General features: G+C 42.2%; 7 protein-coding genes. 6 read left to right on the top strand and 1 reads right to left on the bottom strand.

Going from position 1 to position 14,978, the window contains the following annotated elements:
• Positions 1–123: 123 nt before the first annotated feature.
• From Q9G97_RS04035 to Q9G97_RS04050, 4 genes are all read left to right on the top strand, one after another.
• Positions 124–8,628 (top strand): filamentous hemagglutinin N-terminal domain-containing protein, encoded by an 8,505-nt coding sequence (locus Q9G97_RS04035; protein WP_305899810.1) that lies wholly within the window; start codon positions 124–126, stop codon positions 8,626–8,628.
• Complete coding sequence (locus Q9G97_RS04040; RefSeq protein WP_305899811.1) at positions 8,615–9,100, top strand: hypothetical protein; 486 nt, start codon at positions 8,615–8,617, stop codon at positions 9,098–9,100. Before Q9G97_RS04035 ends, Q9G97_RS04040 begins: the two co-directional genes overlap by 14 nt.
• Positions 9,101–9,762: 662 nt before the next feature.
• Entirely contained in the window at positions 9,763–11,571 is a 1,809-nt protein-coding gene (locus Q9G97_RS04045; protein WP_305899812.1) for a putative adhesin, read from the top strand.
• 12 nt (positions 11,572–11,583) lie between these two features.
• Positions 11,584–12,090 carry a hypothetical protein gene (locus Q9G97_RS04050; RefSeq protein WP_305899813.1) on the top strand — a complete coding sequence of 169 codons (507 nt, stop codon included), beginning with the start codon at positions 11,584–11,586 and terminating at the stop codon, positions 12,088–12,090.
• Between the two features lie 213 nt (positions 12,091–12,303).
• Here Q9G97_RS04050 and Q9G97_RS04055 read toward each other — a convergent pair whose 3' ends face one another.
• The gene (locus Q9G97_RS04055) at positions 12,304–12,570 is read right to left on the bottom strand and encodes a hypothetical protein (protein ID WP_305899814.1); all 267 of its coding nucleotides are present in this window, start codon (positions 12,568–12,570) and stop codon (positions 12,304–12,306) included.
• On the opposite strand from Q9G97_RS04055, the gene Q9G97_RS04060 reads away from it, so the two are divergent.
• Together Q9G97_RS04060 and Q9G97_RS04065 are read left to right on the top strand one after the other, a co-directional pair.
• Positions 12,562–14,061, top strand: coding sequence for a polymorphic toxin-type HINT domain-containing protein (locus Q9G97_RS04060; protein WP_305899815.1), 1,500 nt, complete (start codon positions 12,562–12,564; stop codon positions 14,059–14,061). The two genes, Q9G97_RS04055 and Q9G97_RS04060, sit on opposite strands and share 9 nt — an antisense overlap.
• 1 nt (position 14,062) lies before the next feature.
• A complete protein-coding gene (locus Q9G97_RS04065) occupies positions 14,063–14,920 on the top strand; it encodes a hypothetical protein (protein WP_305899816.1) in 858 nt (285 codons plus the stop codon).
• The last annotated feature ends 58 nt before the right edge of the window (positions 14,921–14,978 follow it).

Below are 14,978 nucleotides of genomic sequence, written 5' to 3' on the forward strand. Positions count from 1 at the left end.
GCTGTACAACTCAAGCTTTAAAGTTAAGCACCATTCAAGCTCTACTATTTAAATCGCTTAGAATCTAAAAACATTTGCACGACCTAATTTGATATTAAATTATCTACATCCAAGGACATCTTTATGAACGCACAATGCTATCGAGTTATCTTTAACAAAGCCCGTGGTATGCTCATGGTGGTGTCCGAAGCTGCACGCTCACAAGGCAAAACCAGTAATGCAGGTGAGGGTGGCAGCGATATTAGTCAAGTCGCTAGTACCTCTCAGATTAGCGGTTCTAGCAATAGCGGTGGCTATCAGGGTGGCAGGTTAAATAGTCTACGCGCCCAAGTCTTGTTATCACTAGGCATTGCGACTATCGTAGCAGGCGCTAGTTTCACTGCTCATGCTGACAATACTGCTATCATCGCCGATCGTAATGCAGCGGCGAATCAACAAGCCACGATACTTGCGACGGCAAGTGGCACGACGCAAGTCAATATCCAAAGCCCAAGTGCCGCTGGGGTCTCACGCAACGTCTTTAGTCAGTTCGATGTTGGTGCTGATGGCGCTATCTTAAATAATAGCCGCGTCAATGCGCAGACCCAGCTCGCTGGCTGGGTTGAAGGTAATCCGTATCTCGCCCGCGGTGAGGCTCGCGTCATCTTAAATGAGGTCAACTCAAGTGATCCAAGTCGTTTGACAGGTTTCACTGAGATTGCAGGGGGGAGAGCTGAGCTTATCATTGCTAACCCTGCTGGCATTACCTGCGCAGGTTGCGGCTTTATTAATGCCGCGCGCACGACGCTTACGACAGGTGAGGCACTGATGGATCAAGGCCGCGTGACCGGCTTTGATATAAAAGAGGGTAATATTCGGGTTGATGGCGATGGCTTAGATAGCAGTACATCAGACTATACACAGATTTTAGCGAAAACCACGGAGATTAATGCCGCGGTTTATGCCAAAAACTTAGACGTCATTACCGGTAATAATACCGTTAGCTACGAGGCTGATGGCGCAGACTCAATCATTACGCCTAAAAGTTCTGCTAGTAGCAATCAAGCGACAGGCGTGGCGCTTGATGTGTCAGCGCTGGGTGCAATGTATGCAGGTAAAATCCGTCTGATCGGTACTGAAAAAGGTATGGGCGTCACTAATGCGGGTAGCATTATTGCCTCAAACGCTGGTGGTTTACAGCTTGATGTTAGTGGTAACTTGATTAACATGGGCAGTCTAATTGCGAACAAAGGCAAAGTAGCTATTAATACTAGTGGCAACTCTGTAAATAACTCAGGCACGATTGCCAGCAGTCAAGATACTACTACTCTCATTAGTAGCTCGCTTGATAATAGTGGTGTGATCAGCAGTTATGATACGGCAAGCTTGCAGCAGACAGGCGCTATTGCTAACTCAGGTGAGATCGCTGCGGGTAGCTTCGATATTGACGCCAGTAGCTTAAACAATACTGGTAAATTATTGCAAACGGGTAGTGGTCAGCTAGGTGTTACTACAAGTTCACTAATTAACAAAGAAGGCGGCATCATTGGTCAAGACTTGTATGCTGATGCTAGTACGCCGCCTGCTACCGCCCCAACAACTAATCCGCCAACAACGGCTAATAATGGCAGTACAGTACAAGAGAATAGTGGTACGACGAACCCTTCAGAGCCTACCCCTGTCATCCTACCCCCTGTTTCTCGTGACGGTACTATCACCGTTAGCAACATTACTAACAGCGGCAGTATCTATAGCAATAGCAAGATTAATACCACCGCCGATAGTGTTAATAATCAAGGTAAGTCGAGTCTCGCGCTGGGTCGCTTAGATATTGCCAATAGTGGTAGCTTAATCAATACCGATAGTCGCGTGCAGCTTGAGAATATCGACTGGCAACTAGCAAGCTTTGATAATAGTAATAGTCAAATTACCGCGACGAATAGCATTAACATTCGCACAGCCAATCAGATTAATAATACTCAAGGTACAATCGGGGCTATTGGTGACATCAGTCTAAGTGCAAAAAATCAGATCAATAATAATCAAGGTGTTATTCAGAGTAACGCTAATGTAATCACCAACAGCGACGATTTCAACAATACTAAAGGTAGCATTAGTAGCCAAGGTAATTTAAGTATTGATAACCGTGGCAATTTAATCAATAACCAAGGTCGTTTGCAAAGCGATCAAGACCTAACTCTTAATACCAAAGGTTATAGTAATACTGATGGCACTATCATCGGTGTGCAACGCGCCGCTATTAACACTCTTGATGACATTACTATTAATAACAACAATAATAATATCCAAGCAGGCAATTTAGCGCTTACTACTCAAGGGGTCTTTACTAACACTACTAAAGTTGCTGGACAAAATGCACTAACGATCACCGCCAACCGTATTGATAACCAACAAGACGGCGAGCTGACCAGTAGTGGCACCACTCAACTCAATGCAGCCACTGATATCGATAATCGCGGATTAATCAATGGGATTAATACCTATCTAAACGCTACTGATAGCGTTAATAATTATAGTGGTGGTCGCATTTATGGTGATCAAGTAGCGATAGCGGCTAATACTTTAAACAATACGCCTGATGCGGGTACTGATAGCTCAGATCCAGCACCTGTCATTGCCGCGCGTAATCGCTTGGATATAGGGGTTACAACGTTAAATAATAATTCCAACCAAGCCCGTAGCGGAAAATTCAATGAGGACTTTAGTGGTCAAGCTCGTCTCATTAGTAATGGTGCGCTATATATCGGTGGCAGCCTAGATGCCAATCAGCAAGCGGTAGGTCGCGCGACGACCGTGAACAATAAAGGTGCTTCTATCGAGTCAGTCGGTAATATGACGATTAGCACTAATTTGCTTAACAACGTCAATGCTGACTTTAAAAAAGAGGCCTTTACTATCAGTGAGGTCAAAGATAAGAACCAGTATGCAGGCACAGAAGATGGACGTAAATATGATGAAGAGGAAGTAGAGCTACGGGATGACAGTAAGCTTGACGATGAAGATCTCTATGTTATCGCAACCGATGAGCCACTAGGCTCAAGTGGTGGCGAAAACTTTTACATCTTTAACTTCGATGAGCGCATCACTGAGGATAGAACCGTTGTCTCAGACCCTTCTAGAATCATCTCAGGTGGCGTGATCACCTTGCAAGGCGATCAGCTTAATAACGACAAAAGCCAGTTAGGCTTAGGAGAAGGATTTCTTGTCACAGGCGATAATATCACCAATGTTGGCGATGTCGATTTACAAGGCTTTAAGACCAAATACATCGAAAACGGTAAAGTGATCTATAGGCATGTGGAGTCCTCAGGATTTTTTGGTAGCGGTCATAAAATTGAGAAAGATAATAAAGGGGCCTACACTCAAGCGCCTGAAAAATTAGAGTCTTATCAGCTCCCTATTCTAAAGCAAGACATCGATAAAGTGGTCGTGGCTCAAAACGTCACGAATGCTGATGGCCTCACTGTTACTAGCACCCCAACCGATGAGATTCGTAGTAGTGGCACTGCGCCAAGCTTACCTGATAGTAGTTTGTTTGGTATTAATCCTGATAGCGATGCCGATTATCTGATTGAAACTGACTCTGAATTTGCTAATTATAAAAACTGGCTGTCATCAAGCTACATGCTAGAGCGCCTAAAGCTGGATCCCACTATCACTCAAAAGCGTCTAGGTGATGGCTACTATGAGCAGCAGTATATTCGTGATCAGATCATGATGCTCACAGGTCGCTACTACCTTGCCAACTACGCTGATCAAGATGCTCAGTATAAAGGACTAATGGATGCAGGGATCACTGCAGCCCAAACCCTTAACTTACGCCCAGGTATTGCCCTAAGTGCCGCGCAGGTCGCTAACCTCACCACTGATATGGTATGGCTCGTAGAACAAAGTATCACCCTAGCAGATGGTAGTACGCAGTCTGTGCTCGTCCCTAAAGTCTATACCCGCCAAGCGGCTGGTCAGATTGACGGTACTGGCAACTTAATTGCTGCTAACAATATCGACGTCAATCTAACAGGCGATCTTACCAGCCAAAGCAACATCATCGGTCATCAAAGCATCACCATTAGTGCCAATAACATCACTAATGCCAATGGCGGTGTCATCAAAGGCAGCTTTGTTCAAATCAGCACCACAAACGACCTAAACAATCTAAGCGGCACTATTGCAGCGGACAGTGCTATGCAGCTCAATGTCGGCGGTGATCTAAATAATAAAAGCCTCACCTATACTAGTGATGCAGTCGATGGTGCTAGTAATGCCACCCGCACCGGCATCACCCAAGTCGCCAGCATCTATGTTGGTGATGATTTGAAAGGTCAGACAGATGCTAATGGCAACCCCTTAACTACCTTTGTCGCAAGCGTTGGCGGTAACACTACTTTCGCAGCAGGTCGTCTTGACAACCAAGGCGGTAGCAGCGTCATCAACGCCACAGGCGATGTCACTCTTGATGCGGTCAATGTCAGCTATCAGTCCAACAGCATTCTTGATAGTAATAACTACTATAACCAAGGCGCATCAGCCGATATTGGTAGCCAAATCACAGGTAACAACGACATCCTCTTAACCGGCAACAACATCAGTGGCACCGCGGCTCAAATCAGTAGCACTACTGGCAATGTTGGTATCCTTGCCGATGGCAACGTCGACTTCATCGAGGGTCGTAGTACAAACAATCTTAGTACTGCCTCAAAATCAAAAGAAAGCAACTGGTATGGAAGTAAACGAATTTCAGAAAGTGTTGACTTTTATGAAGATAATGCGTTGATCACTAATATCAATGGTAACAGCGTTTCAATCGACTCAGAGAACGGTAACGTCAATTTAATAGGCTCAAACGTAAAAGCCGTTGGCGCTGCTAAAGTCACCGCTATGAACGGCAAGGTCACCGTTCAATCAGCCGTAGATAAAGCCGCCTTGAGTGAAACCCGCAGCACCAGCAACTTCTACAAAGAAACAGGCGCACAAAAAGGCTACGAGCGCGAGACGCTTAATGAGACGGGCATCAGTGGTGGCACTGTCTATATTAATGGCAAAAATGTCGCTATCAACGGCGCTAGTTTGCAGGCCAGAGACGGTATCCTGCAAGTAGGCGATGCCACCCTTGCCACTGATAGCCAAGGCAACTTAAGATTAGATGACAACGGCAAACCTATCATTGAATCAGGGTCTATAGACAACCTAAGCTTTGGCACTATTGAGCTTAATAGCCGTGAGTGGGATGAAAAGCAAAAGGCCTATAAAGGAATTGCCAAAGTAGGAATGCAAGTCGCAGGTGTCGTCGGTGGTGCACTAGGTATCACCGATGGCATTACTATTAGCGAAAGCAGCGGCACGACTACCACTAGCAAAGACGAAGCCGTCAGTCGCCTAGAAGGACAAAACATACTAGTCGGTGGTAAAACCGTTCAAGCCAATGGCACCCAGTTCACCGCCACTCAAGCGGGCGGCAGCACATACGTACTAGGTAAAGATATTGACTTAGGGGTAGCAACTAGTACTACCACTGCCACTACCACTGCCCAAAAAGAAACCATTGGTGGCGAAGGCATCAAGCTGAACAGCGACAGCTTACAGTTAGGAGCAGTCGTTCGCACCGAGACTGAAGATACCAAGACCACCACAACGGGGACGAATCAAGGCGTCGTCGTCAACAGTGACAACATCGTCGTCTTAGGTGATATGACTGATGGTAGCCTCACCACCACTGCCGCTAAGCTCAATGCCAATCAACAGACAGGTAGCTTATTGATTGGCGCTAAGACTACTGTCTTAGGAGGTATTGAAGATACTGAAACTGTCACCCAAAGCAATAAAACAGACACCACTCGCATCAGTGTTGACGTACATCACGCGGCAGTAGATACCATTAGCGCCGCTGAACAAGTCAAAGAAGCAGGCTCTGCCCTCGCCGCTGCTAAGAACAACCTTCGTGACGCCAAAGACAGAGTATCACGTGGTGAGCTAAGTCAAGATGCCATCAAAGACTATGAGATCAACCTAGCTGCTGCCACCCTCAATCTTGCCAATGCCCAAATTAATCTCGGTAGTGTCGCCGCTGGTGCTGCTAATACTGCGGGCACCCTAGGCTTTAGTGCTTCAGCTAACGTTGAGAATACCCAAACTAAAACTACCGATACGCAAACCCAAGGCAAATGGCAAGGCACTGAGCTTAACGGCGCTAATGCTACCTTTGTCGGAGATGACTTTACAGGGGTTGGACTCAAAGGCAATATCGGACAGCTGAACATTGATAACCTTGGCAGTTTTACTCTCAACGCAGGTACCAACACGAGTAGTGGTAGCAGCACTAGTAAAACCAATAGCCAAACCGGCAGCATCAGCACCACAGGCAGTGCCAGCCTTGGTGTCAGTACCCAGCAGAGTCAGTCACAAGCTCAAGGCACTACCTATACCAACAGCGAGCTTAACATAGGAGAGTTTAATGGCTATGCAGGTACTACTGATTTAACTGGTGGTCGGATCAATGCTGGTGGTGGCAGTTATGCCACGGACACATTAAATATCGAAACTGTCCAAGACAGTGCCAGCAGCAGTAATAAAAGCTCAGGGGGCAACCTAGGCATCAACTTCGCAGGCGGTATTCCAAGCGGTGGCAGTATCGGAGCCAATAAAGCCAGTGGTAGCAGTCAAAGCATAACCGTCGCTGAGCAAAGCGGTATCATCTATAGCGGTGACAATTACAGCCTAACCGCAGGCAGCACCACTAACATCGGTGGCATCATCGCTAATATCAACACCGATAGCGATGGCAACCAAACTAACGGCAACCTCAACTTCACCACAGGCACTCTAGTCACCAAAGATCTTATCAACACCGCAACCCAAGAACAAAAGAGCATCGGCGGCAGTCTAAGCATAGGTAGCACGGCTACAGGTAAGAGTCTGAACAATGTCGGTCTCCAGCTCGGTAATACTGGTCAAGAGTTTGAAAGTAAAACGCTTGCTACTATTGGACAAGGGGCGATTGTCACAGGCGACGCTCTCACAGGCAATGACAGCTTAGCAGGAGTCAACCGTGATGCTTTGAATACTGAGATCATCATCAAAGATATACAAACCGGTGGTCTTGATATTGATGCGGGTATTGATGCAAGAGTGTTCACCAGTGCAGGTCGAGAGGAGATTGTCAAAGAACAAAGAGAGCTTGGGAAGAATGTTAAAGGCGTTGTTGCTATTACTGGCACTGCGGGACTAGCCGTTCCCTCCATCGCAGCGGGACTCTTAGACAACGGCAATAGCAACCCTGATAGTCTTAATAAATCAGGCATTGATAAAGCCAAAGACAACGTTACTCAGCTCGTCAACAATCTAGAAACAGGTATGAGTGATGATACTGTTAATCTTACCGCGACTGTAGAAGCCATACAAGAGGGCGAGCTGACTAACAGTGTTGATAACAAAGACACCCTCAATCAGCTTAATGCTGCTATCACTCAAGGTACTGATGCTAGTGGCACTCAAATCAGTCTCGTTGATGACCTGCGTAACGTAAATGGAGATAGTGTTCGAGGCACAACCAACGTTATCAATGGTACAGATACTTATATTGCTACCGATAGTATGGGTAATGTGGTTGAACTCATTAATCATGAAGGTGCCCATCAAAACGGTCAAGGAGAGTTCGCGGCTGATGTCATGGGTCAAACAGGTAACAGCGCCTTTAACCTTGGCAAATGGGCGAACAGTGGCGCAATCGCGGAAGAACGCACGACCATTACGCCAAGACCAATCACGGCTACTAATGATGCTAAAGCTCAGCAGGAGCAACTCGCAAATGATAAAGAGAAGTTAGAGACTCAGCAGAACGCTGGCGATGCGTTTGAGGATAATCGCAGAGGGATAACAGTTAGAAGTCCGCAACAACAACAAAGACGAGATATTATTGCTTTTGAAACATTGGCAATACGTAGACATTTACCTAATTTCAGAGGGATTTCTACAGCACGTCCAAACAATCAAATTTCTCAAGCTGAGGTATTAGAATATCAGGCATTAAGTAGATTCCTGCAATCGTCAGGAAGAACATATCCTAATCCTGAAGCTGCTTATCGAGCATTTCAGCGAGAAACAGCACAGCGTCCTGTCCAGTTAAACATAGAACTTGGTGGTAGTGGAGGACAGAGAACCAACTCTTCTTCTAACCCAGACGCAAATGCATGGGAGGCTATAAGACCTAATGTCCAGAATCCTAACAAAAGACATAAGGTAGATAGTGTTGGTGGTAAAAATGTACTAGTTAGAGACGTTAATACAGTGGTCAGTAGCCGTGTCAATATGGAACATGATATTATCCAAATAAGGCTAGGTGGAGGTCAACCATCAAGAGGACCAAGCGGTGAAAGGCAAATTGAGATAAATGGCAGAACATATCAGACACACGCCGGAGGAGGTCCGAACACATCGGACAGTCTAATTCCTGTATCATCACGTAATCCAAATGAAATGTTTAGATTATCTCGAGGAGAGTATAAGAATTTACAACAAATTGTCAGGAATAAGGGCAATATCAATCAAACACGTACTAATCTGTCTGGTCGTCCAGACTTCAATCAGAATGATTTTAATAGAGCGGCAGAGGTATACAATGCAACAAGATGAACTGGATGGATACTATAATATTTTATTTGAAAATGAATTTAATATTAATGAGTTAAAAGACTTGATGATAGAAAGGTTTCCCACCTCGAATATAATTTTTGATATCGATGATGAATATGGAGCCATAGAGCATCGTCATAATGATGATAAATTTGATATATCCATGTCTATTTTTTATATGAAAACAGATGATGTTTATGATTTTAAAGATGTAAAGATTAGAGCATTGCTATACGTAGGGACTGAACTTCAAATTAGCTCTTTTGACATAATGAACTTTTTACAAACAATTTCTAAGAAGTTTAATACAAAGATTTATGTGCCTATCGAAGACGTAGAAAAAGTATTACCTAGCTTAGGTAATATTAAAACGTGGTGTATAGATAATGATAAAAGAAAGATTGTATTTGATTTAGAAGAGTTATCAGGTAATTCTTTAAATCACTATTGCGACTATCTACTTTTCCCTTGAGATATAAAAGCTGATAAGCAGACTAAATGGGATGGCAATAAGTATAGGGCAGGTTATTACTTTCATTAGTTTGGCATGATATCAAAAGCCTACTATTTATGTCGTCTTTGTATTGTTTAGAAAAAATAGGTAATAGGATTTATACAAAAGAAAATTTAGTCAATAAGAAAATATTGAATTTTTAAGAAAAAACGAAGCTTACACCTTAGATGTGCCATCCTCTTATATGACATATTACTTAAAAGAAGATATGTTTTATTCTTTATCTAAAGACAGTCATTTTTTGATTACGACTAAATTAAACCCTATATTTTGTGAACAGTTAGTAGATAAGCGAATGAGTCTGTGAGTAAGTGTCGTAACACATAAAAGTTAAGCGCAATTAGATCAGAAAACTACGATGCATCATGTATCGTAGCTTTTTTATTTGGCTTAACTAAACCAATGACACGCTCAACTTCACCACAGGCACTCTAGTCACCAAAGATCTTATCAACACCGCAACCCAAGAACAAAAGAGCATCGGTGGCAGTATTAGCACAGGTAAAACCGCAACGGGCGTTAGTCTCAATAACATCGGTCTTCAGCTTGGTAATACAGGTCAAGAGTTTAAAAGTAAAACGCTTGCTACTATTGGACAAGGCGCTGTGGTCACGGGTGACATGATCACAGGACAAGATAGCTTAGCAGGTGTCAATCGTGATGCCTTCAACACTGAAACCATCATTACAGATAGGCAGACGGGTGGTCTTGCGGTAGATACGGGTATTGATACCCGAGTGTTTACCAGTGCAGGTCGAGAGGAGATTGTCAAAGAACAAAGAGAGCTTGGGAAGAATGTTAAAGGCGTTGTTGCTATTACTGGCACTGCGGGACTAGCCGTTCCCTCCATCGCAGCGGGACTCTTAGACAACGGCAATAGCAACCCTGATAGTCTTAATAAATCAGGCATTGATAAAGCCAAAGACAACGTTACTCAGCTCGTCAACAATCTAGAAACAGGTATGAGTGATGATACTGTTAATCTTACCGCGACTGTAGAAGCCATACAAGAAGGTGAGCTAACTAATAGTATTGACAACCAAGACACCCTCAACAACTTCAATACCGCCATTACCGAAGGCACTGATGCTGATGGGACGAAAATTAGTCTTGTCGATGACCCTCGTAATGTAGACGGCATACGAGTACGAGGTACCACCAACGTTGATACAGGACAAGACACCTTTATTGATACTAGTAGCATGAGTAGTGTGGTTGAAGTCATCAACCATGACGCGGCTCATCAAAACGGACAAGGAGAAGCGGCGGCTGATGTCATGGGTCAAACAGGTAACCGTGCCTTTAACCTTGGTAAATGGGCAAACAGTGGCGCTATCGCGGAGGAGCGCACGACGATCACGCCAAGACCAATTACTTCTACTAATGATGCTAAAGCGCAGCAAGAGCAATTAGCAAGCAATAAAGAGAAGTTAGAGGCTCAGCAGGAAGCTGGGGATGCGTTTGAGGATGATACGGATACTTGGACTTATAATGGAAATTCTGCGCCCTCTACTAACGCTGAAATGAGAGCTTTAAATAATGAAGCAAAAAGGTTGTTTCCGAACAGTACTGCTGATCAAGAAGCTTATAAGGCGGGGAAAGAGTCTGCTTTTGGCTCTAGTGTTGTTAATGCAGGGCAAGGATTAGTAGAAATTGCTAGAGATCCAAAAAGTGCGATTACTAATTCGTTTAGAGGTATGATAAACGTATTAACTGATCCGAATAAAGCGGGTCAAGAGATGAGAGCAGCCATAATTCAATGGAAAGACGACTACAACAAAGCTTTGAAAGACAACCCAAAACTTGCCGGTAAAATGAGAGGTGAGCTTGAGGATGCTGTAGGATTTGGAGTGGTTAGTACGGTATTAACTGGAGGTTCAGCTAATGCTCTAAAAACATTGCAACAAACGGGTAAGTTTGAATCAAGAGGTGTATTAGGAGATAATAATGGTTCAGGAAATGCTAAAGAAGTTATTCATGGAGGAAATGGTCAGGCAATATCAGGTCATGGATATTATGATTTTAGAATGACTGCTAATAGAGAGTTAATTGTACCTGAAGGTACTACTGTTATAACTGCGCCATTTAATACAAAAATTAGTGATACTACTGGACGTTTTATGGAAGGCGTTAATGCTGATAAATTAGGTCGAGTTAATGCTAATCAGAGAGTACAAATGGCAAAGGATTGGGCTAAACAAAATAACATAACTGGACGAGCTCTGACTAGACTAAAAAATGAAGTTAAAGAGCTACAGGTTTATAAGCCTGGATCTACTATGCCTAATTATAGTATCAGCCCACCTGAAAGACTAACGATCCATAAAAACTCTACTACAGTAGGAGTGACGACAAATCTTGATCAGATACTAAAGCCTAATAAAGGTTGTATTCCTTTAGCTACCTGTACTGAAACTATTAAACGCTAACAGAGGCAAATTATGTATTATCCTGATTTAGAAAACTATTATATGTACGATGATAACTACTCGAATATGTTTAACATTGGTTGGTTGGATAAGTCTTATGATTTCACAAAAGGTGAGGTTAGCCAAAATTTAGTGGAAAAACTTCGATATCTAACATTACTTGCGAGAGAGCAAGATATGTTTCATTACACACATCCGAGTGGCATTGTTGTTCACAGTGGATTAGTTCGAGGACCAATATTCGAATGTCCTTATTGTGGAGAAAAAATCGGTCTGTTCGATGAGAATGATCAGTCTGATAACCCAAAGGGTGTTCAATTAGGATTAAATACTATGGAAATACCAAGTATTGACGGAAATTTCATCTACATATTCCCCACTTTACTCTATCACTATATTACTGAACATAATTATCGTCCACCAAACGAATTTTTATTAGCTTTAGAGGCTTTTGATTTAACCAAACCTTTCAACTGTAACGACTTAGATGACAATGTCTATGAAAGTTTTGGAGAATGATCAGTTAATTTGAATTGAAATTTATATTATAAGATAATTTGAAAATATTATTTTCACGTATTGAGTCTGGTCTCTAATTTGTCCAGCGCATCAAACATTTTCCAAAATTCAGAATTTATTCAAAGGCTACCACATAAGAATTTATGTCGTAGCTTTTTTTATTCTTAATTTATTATTCTTACCGCGACTGTAGAAGCCATACAAGAAGGTGAGCTAACTAATAGTATTGACAACCAAGACACCCTCAACAACTTCAATACCGCCATTACCGAAGGCACTGATGCTGATGGGACGAAAATTAGTCTTGTCGATGACCCTCGTAATGTAGACGGCATACGAGTACGAGGTACCACCAACGTTGATACAGGACAAGACACCTTTATTGATACTAGTAGCATGAGTAGTGTGGTTGAAGTCATCAACCATGACGCGGCTCATCAAAACGGACAAGGAGAAGCGGCGGCTGATGTCATGGGTCAAACAGGCAACCGTGCCTTTAACCTTGGTAAATGGGCAAACAGTGGCGCTATCGCGGAGGAGCGCACGACGATCACGCCAAGACCAATTACTTCTACTAATGATGCTAAAGCGCAGCAAGAGCAATTAGCAAGCAATAAAGAGAAGTTAGAGGCTCAGCAGGAAGCTGGGGATGCGTTTGAGGATGGTGGAATCTACGACGGTACTGTACCTGGTTACTCTGGTGAGTGGGAGGATATGAAAAATGTATGGGGAACTAAAACTCGACCTATAACAGAGAAAGATTTTGATAAATTCGTAAAAAGTATGTCTAAGACATTAGGATTTGATGTAGAAGATGCTGCAATCCATATTTTTACGCCTTTGATGGCTGGGTCGGGTTCAACTGCCAATATGGTCGTTAGTATAGGCAAAAGTGGTATTATAATTTCAAATAAAGGTAGAGTAGTCAAGCAGTATAGTTCTGCTTATCTTGCTAAACTAGCTGCTAGTAGAAAGGCTAGCAAAAGTGCAGCTTCTGACTTGCCTTCTACAAATATAGGTTCAAATCTTCCTGTAATCAAAGGTACTTCTATTAAGCAAGCAGGGGCAACTAAAAATTTAGACTTTAGCAAGGTATGTAGTGGTACAGTATGCTTCACCGCAGGTACATTAATTCATACTATTCATGGTACAAAACCAATCGAAACAATTGAACGTAGCGAACTGGTTTGGTCAAGAGAAGAGTTTGGTGACAAATATGATTATCGACCTGTCATTGACACTAAGGTTACACCTAACGTTGCTATCTTTGAAGTTAAGATAAAACACGACAACGGCTTAGAAGAAACATTTAATACCACAGAAGAGCATCCGTTTTGGATTGACGGTGAAGGCTGGCGTAAAGCGTCTGTCTTAGAAGCAGGGATGAAGCTGTTAGATAAAAATGGTAAAGCTACTGCGACAATAATTAGCCAAACTGCTTTAGATAAGAATGAAACGGTTTATAATTTTGAAGTGCAGGACTTCCATACTTATCATATTGGTGAAATAGGCCTTTGGGTGCACAATGCAAATTGTTGTGACTTCACTGACAACTGGGGTGCCATTGAACCAAAATTCAAAGCAGCAGGTTGGGTTGATTCAAAAACAAACAAGGTCAGATATCTAGATCCATTTGATGGTAAATTAAAGAACTTTCCTGATGATGTAAAACCACAGGTTGATCATGTATTGCCAAGAGCTGAAGCTAAAAGATTAGCAGGTAAAGACTTAACCACTTCTGAATTAAATAATATCATCAATTCTAGTGATAATTTAATGCCTATACCTGGTTATTTGAATGGATCCAAAGGCAGTAAAGTAGAATACTCAAATGGCGGTTGGGTACAATATGGAAATAAAGGAGGTACGCCAATACCGATTAATGCAGAATACAAAGCACATATTCTAGAAATTCAAAAAGATATTCGACTCAAAATTTTAAAAGCTATCGAAGTTAAAGAAGGTAAATAAAATGAATACACATATTCTTAATGAGTTTGATGAGATTTACTATGATCTAGAGAAATTGAGTATCGATGATGTTTATATCAAAAACAGAGATGAAACAAAAATTGAATTTAATTCACTCAACTTTAAGAATGCTAAACCTAAGAATTTAAGCTTTCATGACTATTTCTTTAAGCCATTTAAGGACACTCAACCTAATACTTATGCAGTGTTATCTCAGGTTAAAGAAAAGTTCTTTTATGCTATCCAAAGAACAGATATTCCAGAAATATTTTCAGATATTACAGCGTTTGGGGTCAATATCAATGGCATTATTGTATTTTTAGGATATACGCCTTACATTGATAAGCATGCTCAAAGAAATGAGTTCAATTTCCCCATAGAGATTATTCATTCGTGGCTGTGGCATAGCGCAGGTTGGTATATTTCCGACGGAGTAAACTATGGGCCATTAGCCGCAAGTGCTTTACCATCAAGTAATAACCCACCGTTAGTATCACTCTGTCCAGATATTGAAGGAAAGAGTAAGAAAGCTCGTGAAAAAGTAGCCTTTTTAGAAGAAAAGTTTCAACAGCCATTTTTAGTAGATTATGAAGATGATGATAGTTATGAAACTCATTTTCAACTTCGTGCTTTAATCGATACTAGGTTTAATGGTTTAGAGCAAGAGAAGAACTTTCAATTATTCTCTATCAGTAATCATATTCAAAAGCATATGTTTTTTATCCAAGACCAAGATGTTTATAGTATTAAGAAACTTATCAACCCAGCAGAAGCAATAGATAAATACGCAGCTCATTTATTGTCAAGGCAGGAAGGCTTTTTTGATTTTAGAGATTATGGAGAGGCTTTTCAGTATTAAAATAAGTATTATGCATTTTATGAAGCATTTAGGCTGAATGGAGCTTGCTACATACAGA

It is taken from the genome of Psychrobacter sp. M13, assembly GCF_030718935.1.
Lineage (GTDB): Bacteria > Pseudomonadota > Gammaproteobacteria > Pseudomonadales > Moraxellaceae > Psychrobacter > Psychrobacter immobilis_G.

Excerpts from the sequence above, each read along its gene's own strand:
- Q9G97_RS04035 (WP_305899810.1), top strand. The coding sequence starts at position 124 with ATGAACGCACAATGCTATCGAGTTATCTTTAACAAAGCCCGTGGTATG.
- Q9G97_RS04040 (WP_305899811.1), top strand. The coding sequence starts at position 8,615 with ATGCAACAAGATGAACTGGATGGATACTATAATATTTTATTTGAAAAT.
- Q9G97_RS04045 (WP_305899812.1), top strand. The coding sequence starts at position 9,763 with ATGATCACAGGACAAGATAGCTTAGCAGGTGTCAATCGTGATGCCTTC.
- Q9G97_RS04050 (WP_305899813.1), top strand. The coding sequence starts at position 11,584 with ATGTATTATCCTGATTTAGAAAACTATTATATGTACGATGATAACTAC.
- Q9G97_RS04060 (WP_305899815.1), top strand. The coding sequence starts at position 12,562 with ATGGGTCAAACAGGCAACCGTGCCTTTAACCTTGGTAAATGGGCAAAC.
- Q9G97_RS04065 (WP_305899816.1), top strand. The coding sequence starts at position 14,063 with ATGAATACACATATTCTTAATGAGTTTGATGAGATTTACTATGATCTA.